The following is a 19,725-nucleotide window of genomic DNA, read 5'->3' on the forward strand; positions in this document are numbered from 1 at the left end:
AAGCCGGGGAGGTGAACGAGATGAGTGTTGAAGCAAAAATCAAGGAAATGGGACTGAGCCTGCCGCCGGCGCCAAAACCGGTGGCCGCGTACGTCCCGGCTGTCGCGACCGGCGACGGTTATGTGTATACTTCGGGCCAGATTCCCTTTGCGGGCGGCGAGCTTATCTTCAAGGGCAAGGTGGGCCGCGAACTGGACGAGGCCCAGGGTTACGCGGCGGCGCAGCTTTGCGCCCTCAACTGCCTGAGCGTCATCAAGGCGGCGATCGGCAGCCTGGACCGCATCGAGCAGGTGGTGAAGGTTACTGGCTTCGTGGCCAGCGCCCCGGGGTTCAACGCCCAGCCCAAGGTGGTAAACGGCGCGTCCGAGCTCTTGGGCAAGCTGTTCGGCGCCGCGGGCGAACACGCCCGGTCGGCGGTGGGGGTCAGCGAGCTGCCGCTGGATGCGGCGTGCGAGGTGGAGATGGTCGTCAAAGTCAAAAACGGGTAAAAAATTATTTGCTGCGTAGCAGGAACCCTTTACGGAGCGACTTACATAGAGAACATATTTTAGGAGGAGATCGACATGGGAAAATTTAAGTACAAATTTCAGATGTATAAGAGCCTGCAGGCCAACATACCTGCCATTTACGCCGAGGCCAAGAAGGCCGCCGAAGAGCTCGGCATCCCGCAGGAAATCCGCGGCAAGTTCGGCATGACCGGCGGCATCTCCGGCTGCCCGGCGCCGCTGCGCGAAGATATCATGCACGCTAGCGAGGAAGCCGCCAAGACGGTCACGCCGCTGGCGGTGATGGTCGATCAGATCCGCGAGCTCGTCAAGGACATCTACGGCGACGAGTACGACGCCGCGCCGACCAGCACCTGCGAGGCCGGCCTGTGGGTCGCTTTCGACTCGCTGTTCACCCCGCCGGCCATGGGCCGGGGCGACAACTACCGCGCCCGTTACATCGCTCCCTACGAAAAGCATTTTCATCACCAGGGCGGCTACGGGCGTCCTTTCCCCGGCAAATACAAGGATCTCATCGCCGATCGCGGCACCACCCCCGGCGAACTGGGCTTCTACGGCAAACGCCAGAACAACCTCGATACCCTCGTCGTGCCGGTGGCCGGCGCCGAGTATCCGGTGCACGGCATCAAGCATCATCCTGTTCCGCTTCTCACCAAGGTCGACCCCGAGGCCACCTATGCCGAGATGAAGAAGATCGCCGAGCGCCACGCCGCCATGTTCACCGGCATGACCTCCCTCGGCTACGAGACCCCCGGCTATGGCTACGGCGCCAAGGACAAGGACGGCACGCCGGTTCTCCAGAAGCTCTACGCCAAGCTGTGCAAGGAATATAACGTTCCTTACGTCATCGACAACGCGTGGGGCGTGCCCGGTATCGGCCACGACATCCGCAAATCGGGCGCCGACGCCATCATCTATTCGATGGACAAGGCGAGCGGCGCGGCGACCAGCGGCCTGATCATCGGCAAGGAAGACGTCATGGTACCTATCCGCCGGGCGATGGGCATGCACGGCGACCGCTGGGGCACCGGATCTTCCTACGGCAAGGCGGCCTACGTGACCTTCGATCCCGGCAAGGAGGCGCTGGCCACCCAAATCCAGGTTCTCAAGGTGCTGCGCGACAACCCCGAGGTTTACACCAAGGCGGTCGACGATCTCTTCGACGTTGTCAAGGAGGAATTTGCCAAGATTCACCCGAAACTGAAAGCGGGGATAATCATCAACAAGTCGTACAACTCCCGCGCCGTCGAAGTTAACTACGAGGGCACCTGGCAGGGCGGCGAGCTTGGTCTGCCGATCTTCTCGATCGAGGACATGTATTCGGGCACGAACATCTTCCAGAGCGGCATGGCCCAGATGGGCGTCATCCCGACGGTGGCCTACGACGGCAACATCTACATCTCCCCCGACCTCGGCACCACCGACAGCAAGGGCAACCTGCTCAAAGACGTCATGCGCTACGGCGTCCAGGCGCAGGTGAAGCTGATCGAGATCGTCGCCAAGTTCGTGGGCATCATCTAGGCGGTTGCAAGGTAATATGAAATAACCGAGGTCGCCCAGAAGGCTCGGTTCGGGTTTTCTGGGCGACCAAAGTGTTAGGGAGGGGTATCATCATGGCTAAAAAAGTCGTCATCGTCGGCGGCGGCTGGGCCGGCTGCGCGGCCGCCCTGGCGGTCCGCAAGGCGGGCTGCGAGGCGGAACTTTTCGAGCGGGCCGATATGCTGCTCGGCACCGGCTTGGTGGGCGGCATCATGCGCAACAACGGCCGTTTCGCCGCCACCGAGGAAGCCATCGCCATGGGCGGTGGGGACCTGTTTCAGATCGCCGACGCCAATGCGCGCCACAAGAACATCGAATTCCCCGGCCACAAGCATGCCAGCCTCTATGACGTTTCCACCATCGAGCCGGCCGTCCGCAAGGCGCTCCTGGCCGCCGGGGTGACGGTGCACATGCAGTCCAGGGTGCGCGACATCGAGGTCAAGGACGGCGCAATAACCAAGGTTTTCGCCGATGTGTTCCATGGGGAACCCGTTGAGGCGAGCGGCGACGCCTTCGTCGACGTGGCCGGCACCGCCGGCCCGCAGGGCAACTGCATGAAGTACGGCAACGGCTGCGCGATGTGCATCTATCGCTGCCCGACCTTCGGGCCGCGCTTTTCGATCGCCGCCAAGGCCGGGGTGAAGGAAATCCTCGGCGAGAAGGCCGACGGCACCTTCGGGGCGATGAGCGGCTCGTGCAAGCTTCACAAGGACTCGCTCGCGAAGGACATTCAGGACAAGCTCAACGCGACCGGCGTGGCCATCATCCCCGTGCCCGCCAGTCTCCAGAAGGACCTCGGCTCGCTCGCCAAGAAGGCGTGCCAGCAGTACGCACTGAAGGAGTTCGCCGAGAATATCATCCTTCTCGATACCGGCCACGCCAAGCTGATGACCTCTTACTACCCCCTCGAAATCCTCCGTCAGGTGCCCGGCTTCGAGAACGCCCGTTTCGAGGACCCGTACGCGGGCGGTATCGGCAATTCGATGCGCTACCTGGGGATGCTGCCGCGCGACAACGCTCTCAAGGTGGAAGGGCTGAAGAACGTTTTCTGCGGCGGCGAAAAGGCCGGCCTGCTCGTCGGCCATACCGAGGCGATCATCACCGGGACGCTGGCCGGGAATAACGCCGCCCGCGCCGCCTGCGGCCTGGCGCCGATCGAGATTCCCGCCACCCTGGCCTGCGGCGACGCGATCGCGTTCGTCCGCCAGGAGATGCAGACCAAGGCCGGACTGGCCAAGAAGTACACCTTCTCCGGTTCGGTATACTTCGAGCGGATGCAGAAACAAGAGCTTTACACGACCGACATCGCGGCCATCGGGGCAAGGGTGGAGAAAGCCGGCATGAGCGGCATATTCGCCCGGCCGGTGTGCTGACCGGCGGCAGGAAAAGACGTTCCGGCGACGAATAAGGCATATGGCCCCAGGTTGTACGAGAGGTGGGCGGATAATGCTAAGTAAACGGGAAAAGCTGGAACGCGATCTGCTGACGATTATCAGCGACAGCGCTCAGCCGGTTGGCTGCGGCCATATCAGCCAGATTCTCCAGGGTATGGGACACAGCATCAGCGAGGCTACCGTCGGCCGGCTGCTGCGCGATTTGGACAGCCAGGGTCTTACCGACAAGGCCGGTTTCCAGGGGCGGTCGCTGTCGGCGCGCGGTACGGCGCGGCTGGACGAGCTGACGAACAGGCAGAAGAGCATCGAATGGGGGATAGAGTTCGCCAGCTCGCTGCGCGGCCACACCAAGAGCCAACTGCTGGAGGTGCTTGTGGCCAGGCGGGCCATCGAAAGCGAGCTTGCTTATCTGGCGGCTGTCAACCGCACCGAGGCGGCGGTCGCCCAACTCCGCGAAATCCTGGAAAGGCAGCGGCAGGCGCTCGATGAAGGCGGCGGCGCCGCTCAGGAGGACGTCGACTTTCACTCGCTTATCGCCCGCATGGCCGGCAACCGCGTCCTGGGCGCGGCCATCGCCCTCATTCGCCAGGATACCCAGCTTTCGCCCGTACTCGAATATATCCGTCGCCGGGTCAAGAGCCCCGTCTACATCGATCACCAGCGGCTTGCCGAGGCGATCGCCGACGGCCGGGGGGACAGCGCCCGCGAGATTATGGTCGAGCATATCAACAATTTGATGAAAGACGTCGAGAAGTACTGGAAACTCGCCGGCGTCAAGGATAAGGAATAATGCGGGATGAGCGTGCGGAAATAACCGTGCGCTCCGTCTCGTTTTTGGGCACTCTTTAATACAGTACGGTGTAAAGAAGGAGGATAGCCATGAATCTGGACCAGTTCCCCCGCCGACGGTACACCGAGGGGCGGACGCCGATCGAATTTCTGCCCAATTTCTCGCGGGCGGTCGGCGGCCCGGAGATTTACGTCAAGCGCGACGATCTGCTAGGACTAACCGGCGGCGGCAACAAGACGCGCAAGCTGGAATTTTTGGTCGGCGACGCGCTGGCGAAGGGCGCCGACACGCTGATCACCTGCGGGGCGGTGCAGTCGAACCATTGCCGGCTGACGCTGGCCGCGGCGGTCAAGGAGGGCCTGAAGTGCCGGCTGATACTGGCGGAGGCGACGCCGGGGGCGTACCGGCCGGACGCCGGCGGGAATGTCTTTCTTTATCATTTGCTAGGGGTGGAACGGATAACGGTCGTGCCCTGGGGAACCGATCTGCTCGCCGCGCTCGCCGCCGCCGAAGCGGAAGCCGCGGCCGAGGGGCGGCGGCCTTACGTCATTCCGCTGGGGGGCTCCAACCCCATCGGCGCGCTTGGCTATGTCGCCTGCGGGCAGGAGATCGCCGCCCAATGCGCCGAGGGAGGACTTGAATTCGACAATATCGTGGTGGCCGGGGGCAGCGCCGGTACCCAGGGCGGGTTGCTGCTCGGGCTGAGGAGCGAGGGGTGCGGCGTCCCGGTGACCGGCATCAGCGTTCTCAACCCCCGGGAGGTTCAGCAGAAGCTGGTGTACGAGATGGCGGAAAAAACGGCCGGCCATATCGGCGCGGCCGTGCCGGTAAAGCGCGAGGAGATCGCGGTGTACGACGACTACCTCGGTCCTGGGTACACGCTGCCGACCGCGGCGATGGTGGAGGCGGTCAAACTGCTCGCGAGTACGGAGGGCATCCTGCTCGACCCGTCGTACACCGGCAAGGCGATGGCCGGGCTGATCGACCTGGCCCGCAAGGGTGTGTTCCCGGCCGGCGGCAGGGTGTTGTTCATTCATACCGGCGGGTGGCCGGCGCTGTTCGCCCATCAGGAATTGTTTTTGGATAAATAGCAGCCGTTGATAAGCCCCCATCTGCGGCGGTGCTCCTCGACTGCCATCCGAAAATTTTCTTCAGCCGTTACCTTTATCGGCTGGCAGCGTTTAACACAGTGAAAGGCTTGGATGAATACATATTCGAGGAGGATTCCGATGTTGAAACGCAGCCTGGTTGTTTTCACCGTACTGTCCCTGCTGGCCGCCTGCCTGGCAGGCCCGGCGCTCGCCGCCCCGGCCGACGGGGCCCGCACAATCACCGTCACCGGCCACGCCGAGGCGGCGGTGACGCCCGACATCGCGTTCGTTACCGCCGGTATCGTTACCACCGGCGCGGATGCCGAATCGGCCCGCGCGGACAACGACCGGACGATGCGGCGGATCATCGACGCCCTCGCCGCCCAGGGCACTGACAAGGGCAACATCGCCACGTCCCAGTTCTCCCTGCAGCCCATCTACAGAAACGACGGCAAGGACGGCGCGCCCGGAACGATAAGCGGCTACCGCCTGCAGAACAGTGTGACCGTGAAGGTCGAGGACCTCGCTAAAATCGGCCCCGTCATCGACGCAGCCTTCGCGGCCGGCGCCAATCAGTTCCAGGGCCTGCGCTTCGCCGTCAGGGACGACGACCGGCTTCACGACGAACTGCTCCGCAAAGCGGTGCTGGACGGCCGGCACAAGGCTTCGGTGATGGCCGACGCGCTGGGCGTCGCCCTCGGGCAGCCGCTGTCGGTATCGGAGGGGGGACGCTATATGCCGGTGCAGTTCGACGCGGTAAGGTCGTACAAGGCGGCGGGAACGCCCATCGAGGCGGGGACGATGACGGTGAGCGTGGACGTCAACCTGGTATTCGGCATGTAGGCGCGGGAACGGAACGCTCCTCCCCGCAGTGTTCGCGTAGCTCATGGAAAGCCGCCCGTTGTGGAAAACAACGGGCGGCTTCTTGCGTCCCATAGGGCGGCAGGTGTTTTCATGCAGAAACGCGAGGCGGATTCTTGAAGCATAATTGAGCCAAATTCGCCATGAAGGGCAGTTTTGTACGAATGTACGTTTTCTCTATCTTTTAGCTGATTGGCCGTTGTGTGCCGAAAACAACGGTAAGCCTTCTATCTGCGGCATAATCAGGCGCTGGATAAGATTGGCGAGCTCCTTCTTTTAGCAGACGTAACAAACACATACCGCCAAGTATAATGTATTCGACGAAAAAGCGACACATTTCGACTTTGCTGCCGATGAGCGGTAGTGATTCCGCTGTGCCTCCGATGGCGGAGATTTAATCATAGATGGATCGGAATCAAAAGGAGTGGTAGCAAAGATGGCAGCGACACCGATAAACGGGGGCACCCGGAGAGGGCTGGCGTTTAACAGCCTGCAGACGAGACTGACGGTCATAATCCTGGCAATTTTCCTTATTTCCCTGGGTGCGCTGGGGGGGATCAACCACTGGCAGGCCGAACGGATGCTCGCCAAAAGCATCGATAGCGGCCTGGCGACCCTGGCGACGATGACGGGCGAAAGCATGGGCGACTGGCTTGACGGCGTTAAGCTGGAACTGAGCGGTATGGCGAACGCGCCGGTATTTCAAAGCGGCGACCCGGCGGCGATCGTGCCTTTTCTGCAAACATTGGCGATGAATAATAAGAAATACGAGTCGTTCGCTTACGTCAATCCCGCCGGTTTTTTCAATAACAATACGGGCGCGTCCGGCGACCTGAGCCACCGGGCTTATATCCGCCAGGCGCTGGCAGGCGTGCCGGCGATTTCCGACCCCGTGGTCTCCAAGGCGACGGGCCGGATGGTGGTGGTTGTCGCCGTACCGGTAAAAACTGCCGGCAAGGTGACCGGCGCTTTATTCGGGGCAGTCGATATTGACAGCCTGACGAAGCGGCTGTTGGAGGTGAAGGCGGGCAAGACCGGCTACGCTTTCGTGGTGCGGGGCGACGGCCTGATGATCATCCATCCCAACAAGGACTTGGCGATGAAGATCAATGTCCTGGAGGACAAAAGCGCCGGCGAAGCGATGAACGCCGCTTCACACAGGATGGTCAAGGGAGAAAAGGGATCGCTGGTTTACGAGTACAAAGGGATGAAAAAGATGATCTCCTACGCTCCGGTGCCAGGCACGAATTGGGCGGTGTGCGTCACCGTTCCGCATGCCGAACTGTCCGAGGATCTGGTAACGCTGCGCAACGTCTCGATGGTCACGGTCGCGGTGGTGCTGGTCCTCGCCGCCCTGGCGATAGCGCTGATGGCGCGGCGAATCGCCGCCCCGCTGAAAAAGCTGGTGGCGTTCGCCAACGAGGTAGCCGCCGGCGATGTTTCGGAACGGCACCGCACCATCTATACCCGGGACGAAACCGGTCAGCTGGCTGACGCAATGTTCCGGATGAGGGACAATTTGCGCGCCCTGGTAAGGCAGATAAACGCCAGCGCCGACCAGGTGGCGGCCTCGGCCGAGGAACTGACGGCGAGCGCCGAGCAGTCGGCCCAGGCGGCCAACCAGATCGCGGCGTCGATAACCGGCGTGGCCGGCGCGGCGAATGAACAGTTGACGGCGGCCGACGAGGCGTCGGCGGTTGTTACACAGATGTCGGCCGGCATCCAGCAGGTGGCGGCCAACGGCAACCAGGTGGCCGGACAGACGACTCAGGCGGCCGAGAAAGCCAAGAACGGCGGCCAGCAGGTGGACAAGGCCGTCAGGCAGATGGGCCAGATCGAGAGTTCCGCCCAAACGGTTGCCGCCGCTGTCGCCAAGCTGGGCGAGCAATCGAAGGAGATCGGCCAGATCGTCGGGACGATAGCCGGTATCGCCGGACAGACCAACCTGCTGGCCCTTAACGCGGCGATCGAGGCGGCGCGGGCCGGGGAACAGGGCCGCGGCTTCGCGGTGGTGGCCGAGGAGGTCAGGAAGCTGGCCGAGCAGTCGCAGGCGGCGGCCGGGCAGATCGCTGATCTGATCGAGAACATCCAGCGGGATACCGACAAGGCGGTCGCGGCGATGGATACCGGGGCCCGCGAGGTGAAGGCCGGCACCGAGGCTGTTACCGTCGCCGGGGCGGCTTTCGGGGAGATCGTGGCGCTGGTCACCCGGGTATCGGATCAGGTGCAGGAGGCATCGGGCGGCATGCAGCAGATGGCGGTCGGCAGCGAGCGGATCGTCGGGCTGGTGCGGACGATTGACGCTTTGAGCAAAACATCGGCCGGCGAGGCGCAGAGCGTGTCGGCTGCGGCCGAGGAGCAGCTGGCGTCGATGGAGGAGGTCGCCTCGTCGAGCCAGGCGCTGGCGAAGCTGGCCGAGGAGTTGCAGGCCGCGGTGAGCAAGTTCAGGGTATAGCATAGGTTGCCGTCAAAGGCCCGAACCCCTAAGGGGGTACGGGCCTTTGACGGTTCCTGGCCATTGGCTGGCGGGCGACGCCGTTCTAGCGGCAAGCGTCCGGGAATAATTTCCTTTCTGAAGAAAAATTATCCTTTTTTTAGCAGGAATAAAAGGATAACAGGCGAATAATAATCAAATAAACAGAGTAGTTTATCTGCGGCGGGACATATAATGTACCAGAGGGACAAATTTGATCCCGCAGGAGGGCGCCAGTGGAAAAAACCGTCGCCTTGCACCGTAAGATCGCTCCCGAGCTGATTGGCGTGATTGAAGACCGGTTCAATATTCTCCGTCAGATCCAGTTCGCACAGCCGGTCGGACGGCGGGCTCTCGCCGTAGCTCTGGGAATGGGCGAGCGGGTGGTGCGGGCCCAGGTGGATTTTCTAAAAACAGCCGGGCTGATCGATCTCACGCCCCTGGGGATGTCGATCACCGAGGAGGGGCAGGCGCTGCTCAGCGAGTTGGCCGGGTATGTGCGGGTCCTCCACGGGTTTTCCGCCCTGGAGGAGGAGCTTGCCGACCGCCTGGGCGTACGGCGGGTGGTTATCACCCGCGGCGACGTCGACACCGACCCGGCATCGCTTCGCGAGTTGGGGCGGGCCGCCGCCGGAGTACTCGGCGGGTATCTGGGAGATAATATGACCGTCGCCGTGAGCGGCGGGTCTACGATGGCCTGGGTGGCCGAGGCCGCGTCCGCAGCGGCGCGGGATGTGACGATCGTGCCCGCCCGCGGCGGCCTGGGCGAAAAGGTGGAGTACCAGGCCAATACCATCGCCGCCGTTATGGCCGGCAAGCTGGGCGGCCGCTACCGGTTGCTCCACCTGCCGGACGGCGTAGGCGGCGAGGCCCTCGACGTGCTGCTCGCCCATGACGCCAATCTGCGGTCCGTCGACGAGCTTATCCGCCGGGCGGATGTCGTTCTTCACGGTATCGGACTGGCCGAGGCCATGGCGGCAAGGCGCGTCATCGCCCCGGCGCTGATAAACGAGCTCAGGGCGCGGGGGGCGGCCGGTGAAGCCCTCGGCCAGTATGCTACCATCGGCGGCGAGATCGTATATACGACCGACAGCATCGGTTTGCGCCTGGATGATCTCGGCGGCGTGGGCCGGGTGATAGCCGTGGCCGGCGGCCGCAGGAAGGCGGCCGCAATCGTGGCGGTGACCGCCGCCGGCAGCCGCGACGTCCTTGTAACCGACGAGGCGGCGGCCCGGGCCATCCAGGATATTATTAAGCGCTGACTAATAAGGAGGAATATATCATGGCAATTAAAGTAGGGATCAACGGTTTTGGCCGCATCGGCCGCAACGTTTTCCGGGCGGCGCTCGGCAATCCGGGATTGGAAATCGTGGCCGTAAACGACTTGACCGACGCCGAGACCCTGGCCCATCTCCTCAAGTACGACTCGGTCCACGGGACGCTGGGCGCCGAGGTCGAAGCAAAGGACGGCGATATCGTCGTCAACGGCAAGACGATCAAGGTGCTCGCCGAGCGCGACCCCGCCAATCTCCCCTGGGGCGCCCTCGGGGTGAGCGTGGTGGTCGAATCGACCGGCCGCTTCACCGACGCGACGAAGGCAGCCGCCCACCTCGGGGCCGGCGCCAAGAAGGTCATTATCTCCGCCCCGGCAAAGGGCGAAGATATCACCGTCGTCATGGGCGTAAACGACGACAAATACGACCCCGCCAAGCATCACATCGTTTCCAACGCTTCCTGCACGACCAACTGCCTGGCGCCGTTCGCCAAGGTGCTGCACGAGAAATTCGGCATCAAGCACGGCATGATGACGACCGTCCATTCCTATACCAACGACCAGCAGATCCTCGATCTGCCGCATAAGGACCTGCGCCGGGCGCGGGCGGCGGCGATGTCGATCATCCCGACGACGACCGGCGCCGCGAAGGCCGTCGCGCTGGTGCTGCCCGAGCTCAAGGGCAAACTCAACGGCTTCTCGCTCCGGGTTCCGACCCCCAACGTGTCGATCACCGACCTGGTGGTCGAGGTGGAGAAGGCCACCACTGTCGAGGAGGTCAACGCCGCGCTCAAGGCGGCCAGTGAAAACGAGCTGAAGGGCATCCTCGGCTACTCCGACAAACCGCTCGTGTCCCGCGACTACAACGGCGACCCCCGTTCCTCGATAATCGACGCGCTTTCCACCATGGTGGTCGACGGGTCGCTTGTCAAGGTCATTTCCTGGTACGATAACGAGTGGGGTTATTCGAACAGGGTCGTCGACCTGGTCGGCCTCATCGCCAAAAAGGGTATTTAACGGAAAATTAACCAAATATTTCCTTTCGGAAAGGGCAAATTTCTGATAGGATAATGGTAAAACTAGGCTTACGCCTGCGCCTGGGGGCCGGCGCAAGCCGAGTTTTCTTTTCGGCGATGCCAACCTTAAGGGTTCTGTGGAGGTGTGCGAATGAACAAGAAAACCATCCGCGATGTCGATCTCGCCGGCAAGAAGGTGCTGGTGCGGGTGGACTACAACGTTCCCATGGACGGCGGGGCGATCACCGACGATACCCGCGTCAGGGCGACGCTGCCGACCCTGCGTTATCTGCTGGAGCAGGGGGCAGCCGTAATTCTTGCCAGCCACCTGGGCCGGCCGAAAGGCGCCCCGGCGGTCGAATTCTCGCTCAAACCGGTGGCCGAACGGCTGTCCGGCCTGCTCGGCCGCGAGGTGCTGTTCGCCCCTGACTGCGTAGGCGAGGCGGCCGAGGGACCGGCCAAGGCCCTTAAACCCGGCCAGGTGCTGATGCTGGAGAACCTCCGTTTCCACAAGGAAGAGGAGAAGAACGACCCCGAGTTCGCCCGCAGGCTCGCGGCTCTGGCCGATACTTACGTAAACGACGCCTTCGGCGTTTCCCACAGGGCCCACGCTTCGGTCGAGGGCATAACCAAATACCTGCCGGCGGCGGCCGGTTTCCTGCTGGAGAAGGAGATCGACTTCCTCAGCCGGGCGGTGGGCGATCCTCCCCATCCGTACGTCGCCATCATCGGTGGCGCCAAGGTCTCTGACAAGATCGGCGTGATCGCCAACCTGCTGACCAAGGTCGACACGCTCATCATCGGCGGCGGCATGGCCAACACCTTCCTCGCCGCCCAGGGATACGCCACCGGCAAGTCGCTGGTGGAGCAGGACAAGATCGAACTGGCCGGTTCGCTGATCAAGCAGGCGGCCGAGCGGGACGTCAAGCTGCTGCTGCCGGCCGACGTGACGGTGGCCGACCGCTTCGCCGCCGACGCGGCCGTCAAAACGGTAGGTGTCGACGCCATTCCCGCCGACTGGATGGCCCTCGATATCGGCCCGGCATCCGCCGCAGCTTTCGCAGCCGCCCTTGCCGGCGCCAGGCTGATCGTCTGGAACGGCCCGATGGGCGTGTTCGAGATGGATGCGTTCGCCAAGGGCACGGTCGCCGTGGCTGAAGCGGTGGCCGCCTCAGGCGCGGTGAGCGTTGTGGGCGGCGGCGATTCGGTGGCAGCGATCGAGAAGGCCGGCCTCCAGGATAAGATCAGCCATATATCGACCGGCGGCGGCGCGTCGCTGGAGTTTTTGGAAGGCAAGGTTCTACCCGGCGTAGCGGCGCTCGCCGATAAATAACGTGGCATCCGTTGATAAGCTCCCGTCTGCGTTTGGCGGGGACTTCTGAACGGCCGCCGGGAGGTATATAGTATGCGGAAACCAATAATAGCCGGCAACTGGAAAATGCACAAAACCATCGCCGAAACTGTGGCTCTGGTTAATGAGCTTGCGCCCCTCGTGGGCGGCGCGGCGGCGGAGGTGGTCGTCTGCCCGCCCTTCACCGCGCTGGCGGCTGCCAAGGCGGCGATCGCCGGAACCGCCATAAAGCTCGGCGCCCAGGATATGCACTGGGAGAAGCAGGGGGCCTATACAGGCGAGGTTTCGGCGGCGATGCTCAAGGACGCCGGCTGCGACTGTGTTATTATCGGCCACTCGGAGAGGCGCCAGTACTTCGCCGAGAAGGACGAAACCGTTAATAAAAAACTTCACGCCGCCTTGGCGGGCGGCCTTGCCCCAATCGTGTGCGTCGGCGAAACGCTGGCCGAACGCGAAGCGGGCGAGACCGAGCGGGTGGTGGACCGGCAGGTCAGGCAGGGCCTGGCCGGGCTGACCGCCGGGCAGGCGGCGGCGCTGGTCGTCGCCTATGAGCCGGTGTGGGCCATCGGCACCGGCCGCACCGCCTCCGCCGAGGACGCCGCCGCGGTGTGCGCCTTTATCCGCCGCCTGGCGGCCGAGCTGTTCGGCAAGGATGCGGCCGGGGCCATGCGCATCCAATACGGCGGCAGCGTGAAGCCGGACAACATCGCCGAACTGATGGCCAAGGCCGACATCGACGGCGCGCTGGTGGGCGGCGCCAGCCTGGAGGCCGCTACTTTCGCCAAAATCGTCAATTACTGAAGCGAGTTGATAATGTGAGCAAACTTACCGTTCCGATCGCTCTGATCATCCTCGACGGCTGGGGAGTGGGCGACGCGTGCGACGCCAGCAACGCCATCGCCCGCGCCAAAACCCCCCATATGACCCTCCTGTCCGAGCTGTACCCCAACACCGTGCTGGCCTGCGCCGGCGAGGCCGTCGGCCTGCCTGAAGGGCAGATGGGCAACTCCGAGGTGGGCCATCTCAACATCGGCGCCGGCCGCGTCGTTTACCAGGATCTGACCCGTATTTCGAAAGCTATCCGCGACGGCGACTTTTTCGCCAACCCCGTATTGGGCGGGGTTTTGTCGGCGGTCAAGGAGAGCGGCTCCGCCCTCCACATTATGGGCCTGGTGTCCGACGGCGGCGTCCACAGCCACATCGAGCATATCTACGGCCTGCTGGAGCTGGCCAAGCGCGGCGGCGTGCAGCGGGTCCATATCCACACCTATCTGGACGGCCGCGACGTGCCGCCGTCGAGCGCCCTGCAGTATATCGACGCTCTTGAGGCCAAGGCGGCCGAGCTGGGCGTCGGCCGCATCGCCACCGTTGCCGGTCGCTACTTCGCCATGGACCGCGACAAGCGCTGGGACCGTATCGAGAAGGCTTACGCCGCCCTGGTTCGCGGCGAAGGCGAGCGCGCTCCCACCGCCAGAGCGGCGGTGGAGCAGGCCTACGCGCGCGGCGAGACGGACGAATTCGTGTCGCCGACGGTGGTGGAAAGCTGTGGCGACTGCGCCATCAAGGCCGGCGACGGCGTCATCTTTTTCAACTTCCGCCCCGACCGGGCCCGCCAGCTTACCCGCGTGTTCACCGACAAGGATTTCGCGGCTTTTCCGCGCACCTATATGCCGCTCCATTTCGCCACCTTTACCCAGTACGACGAAACGCTGCCGGTGCCGGCCGCCTTCCCGCCCCAGTTTATCGGCAACACCCTCGGCGAGGTCTTCAGCGCCGCCGGCCTAACCCAGCTGCGTATCGCCGAGACCGAGAAATACGCCCACGTGACTTATTTCTTCAACGGCGGCGAGGAGAAACCGTTGCCCGGCGAGGAGCGGGCGCTTATCCCGTCGCCCAAGGTGGCGACCTACGACCTTAAGCCGGAGATGAGCGCCGTGGAGGTTGCCGACCGGGCGGTGGCGGAGATCCGTTCCGGCAAGTACGACCTGATCGTGATGAACTTCGCCAACGGCGACATGGTCGGCCACACCGGCGACCTGGACGCCGCCATCAAGGCGGTGGGGGTCGTCGACAACTGCGTGGGCCGGGTGACGGACGCCATCCGCGACCGTGGCGGAATCGCCTGCATCACGGCCGACCACGGCAACGCCGACTGCATGGTCGATCACGAGAGCGGTGAGGCGCTTACCGCCCACACCCTCAACCCCGTGCCTTTCATCCTCGTTTCCGAGAAGCACCGCCAGGCCAAGCTCCGCCCCGGCATCCTCGCCGATATCGCGCCGACGGTCCTCGACCTTGCGTCGATCGCTGCGCCGGCGGAAATGACCGGCCGCACGCTCATAATCAAGGAGGGAAAATAATGACGACCATCACCGATGTATTTGCCCGCGAGATCATGGATTCGCGCGGCAACCCCACCGTGGAGGTAGACGTGCTGCTGGAGGACGGCTCGCTGGGCCGCGCCGCCGTGCCATCGGGGGCTTCCACCGGCGCGTACGAGGCTGTCGAGTTGCGCGACGGCGACAAGGGCCGCTACCAGGGCAAAGGGGTGCTGCAGGCGGTCGAAAACGTCAACAACATCATCGCCAACGAAATAATCGGCCTCGACGCCCTCGACCAGACCGACATCGACACCATCATGCTCAAGCTCGACGGCACGCCCAACAAGGCTAAGCTGGGCGCCAACGCCATCCTCGGCGTGTCGATGGCGGTGGCCAAGGCCGCGGCCGTGTCTTTGGGCATGCCGCTCTATAAGTACCTCGGCGGCATCAACGCCAAGGAACTGCCTGTGCCGATGATGAACATCATGAACGGCGGCAAGCACGCCGACAACAACGTCGACATCCAGGAATTCATGGTCATGCCGATCGGTGCCGTGTCGTTCGCCGAAGCGCTCAGAATGTGCGCCGAGATTTACCACACCCTCAAGAAGGTGCTCAAGGACAAGGGCCTGGCGACCGCCATCGGCGACGAGGGCGGCTTCGCCCCCAACCTGGCTTCGAACGAGGAGGCCCTCAAGGTGATCGTGGCCGCGATCGAACAGGCCGGCTACAAGCCGGGCGGGCAGGTGGCGCTGGCGCTGGACGTCGCCGCGACCGAGCTTTATGAGAACGGCAAGTACAACCTCGCCGGCGAGGGGATCGTCAAGACGCCGGCCGAAATGGTCGCTTACTACGAGAGCCTGGTCGCCAAGTACCCGATCATATCGATCGAGGACGGCATGAGCGAGGACGATTGGGACGGCTGGAAGCTGCTGACCGACAAGCTCGGCGGCAAAATCCAACTGGTCGGCGACGATCTGTTCGTCACCAACACCGAGCGCCTGGCGCGCGGCATCAAAGCGCACACGGCCAACTCCATCCTCGTCAAGGTCAACCAGATCGGCACCCTCACCGAGACCTTCGACACCATCGAAATGGCCAAGCGGGCCGGCTATACCTGCGTCATCTCCCACCGCTCGGGCGAGACGGAGGACGCCACCATCGCCGACATCGCCGTGGCCGTGAACGCCGGCCAGATCAAGACCGGCGCCCCGGCCCGCACCGACCGGGTGGCCAAGTACAACCAGCTGCTGCGCATCGAGGAAGAGCTGGGCGAGACGGCCAGGTTCCGGGGCGGCGACGTATTCTACAACCGCAAATAATAACCTTCAGACACGGAAAGCCTCGGCGAAAGCCGGGGCTTTTGCGTTTGGGGACGGCGGGTAGGGGGCCCTGCTTCGGCGGATGGCCGCCGGGGCAGGCGGCGCATACAATGCGCTCTCCGCCGGAAGACTAACAGCAGCCATCGCCGGGACTTTATTCCCTTTATATCGCGCCGCAGAGGAAAAATAGCCGGGTCAATATAATATATAGTACACAACCTACTGACGGGGGGAATTAGGCATGCAGAAATGGTGCGACACCATCCTCGACGCGGTCGGGAAAACGCCGCTGGTCCTCCTTGGGCGCATCTCACCCGCAGGCGGGGCGAAGATTTACGCCAAGGTCGAAGGCGTCAATCCCGGCGGCAGCGTCAAGACCCGGACCGCCTTCGCCATGATCGAGGCGGCTGAGCGCACCGGTCAGCTAAAGCCGGGTGCGATAATCGTCGAGGTGACGAGCGGCAACCAGGGGATCGCGATGGCCATGATCGGCGCCGTCAAGGGCTACGCGGTCCGCATCGTCATGCCCGAAAACATGAGCGTGGAGCGGCAAAAGCTCATCAGGGCCTATGGCGCGGAAATCATCCTTACCCCGGCCGGCGCCAGCATCACCGAAGCGATCGAAAAAGCGCTGGCGGTGGCTGACGATATGGCCGCCAAAGACAGCCGCGTTTTCCTGCCCAGGCAGTTCGAGAACGTCAACAACCCCGACATCCATCGCCGTACCACCGGACAGGAGATTCTCGCCCAGATGCCGGGCCCCGTCGACGCGTTCGTGGCCGGCTTCGGCACCGGCGGCACCATCACCGGCGTGGGCGAAGTGCTGAAGAAGGCTTATCCCGACGTCAGGATCTTCGCCGCCGAACCCAAGAACGCCGCCATTCTCGCCGGCAAGCCGGTCGGCCACCATATCCAGCAGGGCATCGGCGACGGCGTCATCCCGCCCATCCTCAACCGCGACCTCATCGACGACCTCGTGCAGGTCAGCGATGACGAGGCCTGCGAGACTTCCCGCCGCCTCGCCCGCGAGGAAGGCATCCTCTGCGGCGTGTCGAGCGGCACCAACGCCTGCGCCGCCATCAAGGTGGCGCAGAAGCTCGGTCCCGGCAAGAGCGTGGTGACGGTACTGCCGGATACGGGGGAACGGTACTTGAGTACCGGCCTGTTTGACTGTAATAAGACAACAAAAAAATAGCGGGCGATGGCCTTCGCTTTTCGTAAATATTGCCAAATAATGCAACACATTTTACCAATCGGTGTATATTATTTATATAAAATAGCAAAAATATATCGCAAAAGGCGATTGTCAAGCCAATGGCTATTTGGTAAAATAAAGTGGTATAAAACGGGTAGGGGGTTTTAAGCACGTGTACACTGCGCTCATGATTCTCGATGCCATCCTCTCGATTGCGATAATCGCCGTCGTGGTGCTGCAGTCCGGCAAGAGCGCCGGGATGTCCGGAGCGATCGCCGGCGGGGCCGAAACGATTTTCGGCGGCAAGAAAAAAGGCCTGGACGAGCTCCTCTCCAAGGCTACCATGGTGCTCGGCCTTCTTTTCGGCTTTGTTACTCTGGCTCTGGCCAGGATGACGCTGTAGCTCTGTGCCGGGGCTACTGTCCCGGGGAAAATTGTTCTTCGGTGATTCCGGGAAATGTAATCCATTTCCCGTAATTTATTGTCTTAAGGAGGAATGAAAGTTTGGATACCTATCTTATTTTATCCGCGCTGGCGGGCGTAGTGGCGCTGCTGTTCGCCTTCTTTCTGGCCAGCAGCATCAGCAAGGCCAACGCCGGCAACGAGAGGATGCGCGAAATTGCCGGCTACATTCACGAGGGAGCTATGGCCTTCCTGTATCGTGAATACCGTTATCTGGTTATTTTTGCCATTGCCGTCTTCATAATTTTATCGATTTTCATCAACTGGCAGACCGCCGTCTGCTACATCGCCGGCGCACTGTGCTCGGTGCTGGCCGGCTATATCGGCATGCAGGTGGCCACCAAGGCCAACGTCCGCACGACCGAAGCCGCCCGTAACGGCATGGGACAGGCCATCAAGATCGCTTTCTCCGGCGGCGCCGTCATGGGCATGTCGGTGGCCGGCCTGGGCGTACTTGGTCTCGGAGCGATGTTCCTGCTGTTCGCCAAGGATGTCAACTATATCGCCGGCTTCGGCCTGGGGGCCAGCTCCATCGCCTTGTTCGCCCGTGTCGGCGGCGGTATTTACACTAAAGCGGCCGACGTCGGCGCCGACCTCGTCGGCAAGGTCGAGGCCGGCATCCCCGAGGACGATCCGCGCAACCCGGCGGTCATCGCCGACAATGTCGGCGACAACGTCGGCGACGTGGCCGGCATGGGCGCCGATCTGTTCGAATCTTACGTCGGCTCGCTGATCTCCGCTTTCACCCTCGGCGTTCTGATCTTCAAGGGCGGCGAAGGCGTGCTCTTCCCCATCGCCCTCTGCGCCCTGGGCATTATCGCCTCGATCATCGGTATACTCGTCGGCCGCGGCAGCAACGCCGACAATCCCCAGGCGGCCCTCAACATGGGCACCTATGTCGCCGGCGGCATCACCGTGGTGGCCGCAGGCGTACTCAGCATGTGGCTGTTCGGCGACCTCAAAGCCTTCCTCGCGCTCACCGCCGGCCTTATCGCCGGCCTGGCGATCGGCAAGGTAACGGAAATATACACCTCCGGCGATTACGGCTCTGTCAAGAAGATCGCCGAGCAATCGCAGACCGGCCCGGCGACCACCATCATCTCCGGCATGGCGGTCGGCATGTACTCCACCATGTGGCCGATGCTGTTCATCACCGCCGGCATGCTGGTATCCTACTTCGTCATGGGCGGCGGCCTGAAAGGCCTCTACGGCATCGCGCTGGCGGCGGTAGGCATGCTGTCGACCACCGGCATCACCGTGGCTGTTGACGCCTACGGCCCCATCTCCGACAACGCCGGCGGCATCGCCGAGATGTCGGAACTGCCCCACTCGGTCCGCGAAGTAACCGACAAGCTCGACGCGGTCGGCAACACCACCGCGGCGATCGCCAAAGGCTTCGCCATCGGCTCGGCGGCCCTCACCGCCCTGGCCCTGTTCGCTTCCTACGCCCAGTCCGTCAAGCTCGACGCCATCGACCTCCTCGATCCGCTCACCCTCGCCGGCCTGTTCCTCGGCGCGATGGTGCCCTTCCTGTTCGGCGCTCTGACGATGGAAGCAGTCGGCAAGGCGGCTAACGAGATGATCGAGGAAGTGCGCCGCCAGTTCCGCGAGATCCCCGGCCTGATGGAGGGCAAAGCCAAGGCCGAGTACGCCACCTGCGTCGATATCGCCACCGGCGCCGCCCTGCACAAGATGGTCGTGCCCGGCACGCTGGCCGTAGTTCTGCCTCTCGCCGTGGGCCTCATCCTCGGCACCGAGAGCCTGGCCGGTTTCGTGGCCGGCGCGCTGGTGACCGGCGTCCTCATGGCCGTCTTCATGGCCAACGCCGGCGGCGCCTGGGACAACGCCAAGAAGTACATCGAAGGCGGCGAATACGGCGGCAAGGGCAGCAACACCCACAAGGCCGCAGTCGTCGGCGACACGGTCGGCGACCCCTTCAAGGACACCTCCGGCCCGGCGATGAACATCCTCATCAAGCTGATGACCATCGTCTCCCTGGTGTTCGCGCCCGTGTTCGTCAAATACGGCGGACTGGTCAGCCACCTTCTCAAATAACGACTTGCGACAATGGGGCCGCAGCCGGAATTATCGGCTGCGGCCATGTTTTTTCACAGATGGGTATTGCCATCAT

16 protein-coding genes are annotated in these 19,725 nt (G+C 63.1%); all 16 read left to right on the forward strand.

Going from position 1 to position 19,725, the window contains the following annotated elements; translation table 11 throughout:
* Positions 1 to 20 precede the first annotated feature (20 nt).
* Positions 21 to 488, forward strand: coding sequence for a RidA family protein (locus Q4T40_22805; protein MDT8904075.1), 468 nt, complete (start codon positions 21 to 23; stop codon positions 486 to 488).
* A 75-nt stretch (positions 489 to 563) separates the two neighbouring features.
* Positions 564 to 2,027, forward strand: a complete 1,464-nt coding sequence (locus Q4T40_22810; protein ID MDT8904076.1) for a hypothetical protein — start codon at positions 564 to 566, stop codon at positions 2,025 to 2,027.
* A 92-nt stretch (positions 2,028 to 2,119) separates the two neighbouring features.
* On the forward strand, positions 2,120 to 3,418 hold the full coding sequence (locus Q4T40_22815; GenBank protein MDT8904077.1) for an FAD-dependent oxidoreductase: 1,299 nt from the start codon (positions 2,120 to 2,122) through the stop codon (positions 3,416 to 3,418).
* Between the two features lie 73 nt (positions 3,419 to 3,491).
* Entirely contained in the window at positions 3,492 to 4,229 is a 738-nt protein-coding gene (locus Q4T40_22820; GenBank protein MDT8904078.1) for an FCD domain-containing protein, read from the forward strand.
* Positions 4,230 to 4,318: 89 nt separating this feature from the next.
* Positions 4,319 to 5,320 (forward strand): D-cysteine desulfhydrase, encoded by a 1,002-nt coding sequence (locus tag Q4T40_22825; protein MDT8904079.1) that lies wholly within the window; start codon positions 4,319 to 4,321, stop codon positions 5,318 to 5,320.
* Between the two features lie 138 nt (positions 5,321 to 5,458).
* On the forward strand, positions 5,459 to 6,163 hold the full coding sequence (locus Q4T40_22830) for an SIMPL domain-containing protein (GenBank protein MDT8904080.1): 705 nt from the start codon (positions 5,459 to 5,461) through the stop codon (positions 6,161 to 6,163).
* A 454-nt stretch (positions 6,164 to 6,617) separates the two neighbouring features.
* On the forward strand, positions 6,618 to 8,636 hold the full coding sequence (locus Q4T40_22835) for a methyl-accepting chemotaxis protein (GenBank protein ID MDT8904081.1): 2,019 nt from the start codon (positions 6,618 to 6,620) through the stop codon (positions 8,634 to 8,636).
* Between the two features lie 254 nt (positions 8,637 to 8,890).
* Positions 8,891 to 9,916 (forward strand): sugar-binding domain-containing protein, encoded by a 1,026-nt coding sequence (locus Q4T40_22840; protein MDT8904082.1) that lies wholly within the window; start codon positions 8,891 to 8,893, stop codon positions 9,914 to 9,916.
* Positions 9,917 to 9,936: 20 nt separating this feature from the next.
* Positions 9,937 to 10,944 carry an ArsJ-associated glyceraldehyde-3-phosphate dehydrogenase gene (locus tag Q4T40_22845; GenBank protein ID MDT8904083.1) on the forward strand — a complete coding sequence of 336 codons (1,008 nt, stop codon included), beginning with the start codon at positions 9,937 to 9,939 and terminating at the stop codon, positions 10,942 to 10,944.
* Positions 10,945 to 11,094: 150 nt separating this feature from the next.
* Positions 11,095 to 12,276: a phosphoglycerate kinase gene (locus tag Q4T40_22850; GenBank protein MDT8904084.1), complete on the forward strand. Its 1,182-nt coding sequence runs from the start codon at positions 11,095 to 11,097 to the stop codon at positions 12,274 to 12,276.
* Between the two features lie 72 nt (positions 12,277 to 12,348).
* Entirely contained in the window at positions 12,349 to 13,095 is a 747-nt protein-coding gene (tpiA, locus tag Q4T40_22855) for a triose-phosphate isomerase (protein MDT8904085.1), read from the forward strand.
* Between the two features lie 14 nt (positions 13,096 to 13,109).
* A complete protein-coding gene (gpmI, locus tag Q4T40_22860) occupies positions 13,110 to 14,654 on the forward strand; it encodes a 2,3-bisphosphoglycerate-independent phosphoglycerate mutase (protein ID MDT8904086.1) in 1,545 nt (514 codons plus the stop codon).
* Complete coding sequence (gene eno / locus Q4T40_22865; protein ID MDT8904087.1) at positions 14,654 to 15,937, forward strand: phosphopyruvate hydratase; 1,284 nt, start codon at positions 14,654 to 14,656, stop codon at positions 15,935 to 15,937. The genes gpmI and eno overlap by 1 nt, the downstream gene beginning before the upstream one ends.
* Before the next feature lie 241 nt (positions 15,938 to 16,178).
* Positions 16,179 to 17,132 (forward strand): cysteine synthase A, encoded by a 954-nt coding sequence (gene cysK / locus Q4T40_22870; GenBank protein MDT8904088.1) that lies wholly within the window; start codon positions 16,179 to 16,181, stop codon positions 17,130 to 17,132.
* Between the two features lie 172 nt (positions 17,133 to 17,304).
* Complete coding sequence (gene secG, locus Q4T40_22875) at positions 17,305 to 17,535, forward strand: preprotein translocase subunit SecG (protein ID MDT8904089.1); 231 nt, start codon at positions 17,305 to 17,307, stop codon at positions 17,533 to 17,535.
* Between the two features lie 101 nt (positions 17,536 to 17,636).
* Positions 17,637 to 19,649 carry a sodium-translocating pyrophosphatase gene (locus Q4T40_22880; protein ID MDT8904090.1) on the forward strand — a complete coding sequence of 671 codons (2,013 nt, stop codon included), beginning with the start codon at positions 17,637 to 17,639 and terminating at the stop codon, positions 19,647 to 19,649.
* Positions 19,650 to 19,725: the final 76 nt, after the last annotated feature.

The organism is Selenomonadales bacterium 4137-cl (assembly GCA_032334055.1).
GTDB lineage: Bacteria > Bacillota > Negativicutes > Sporomusales > UBA7701 > Anaeroselena > Anaeroselena agilis.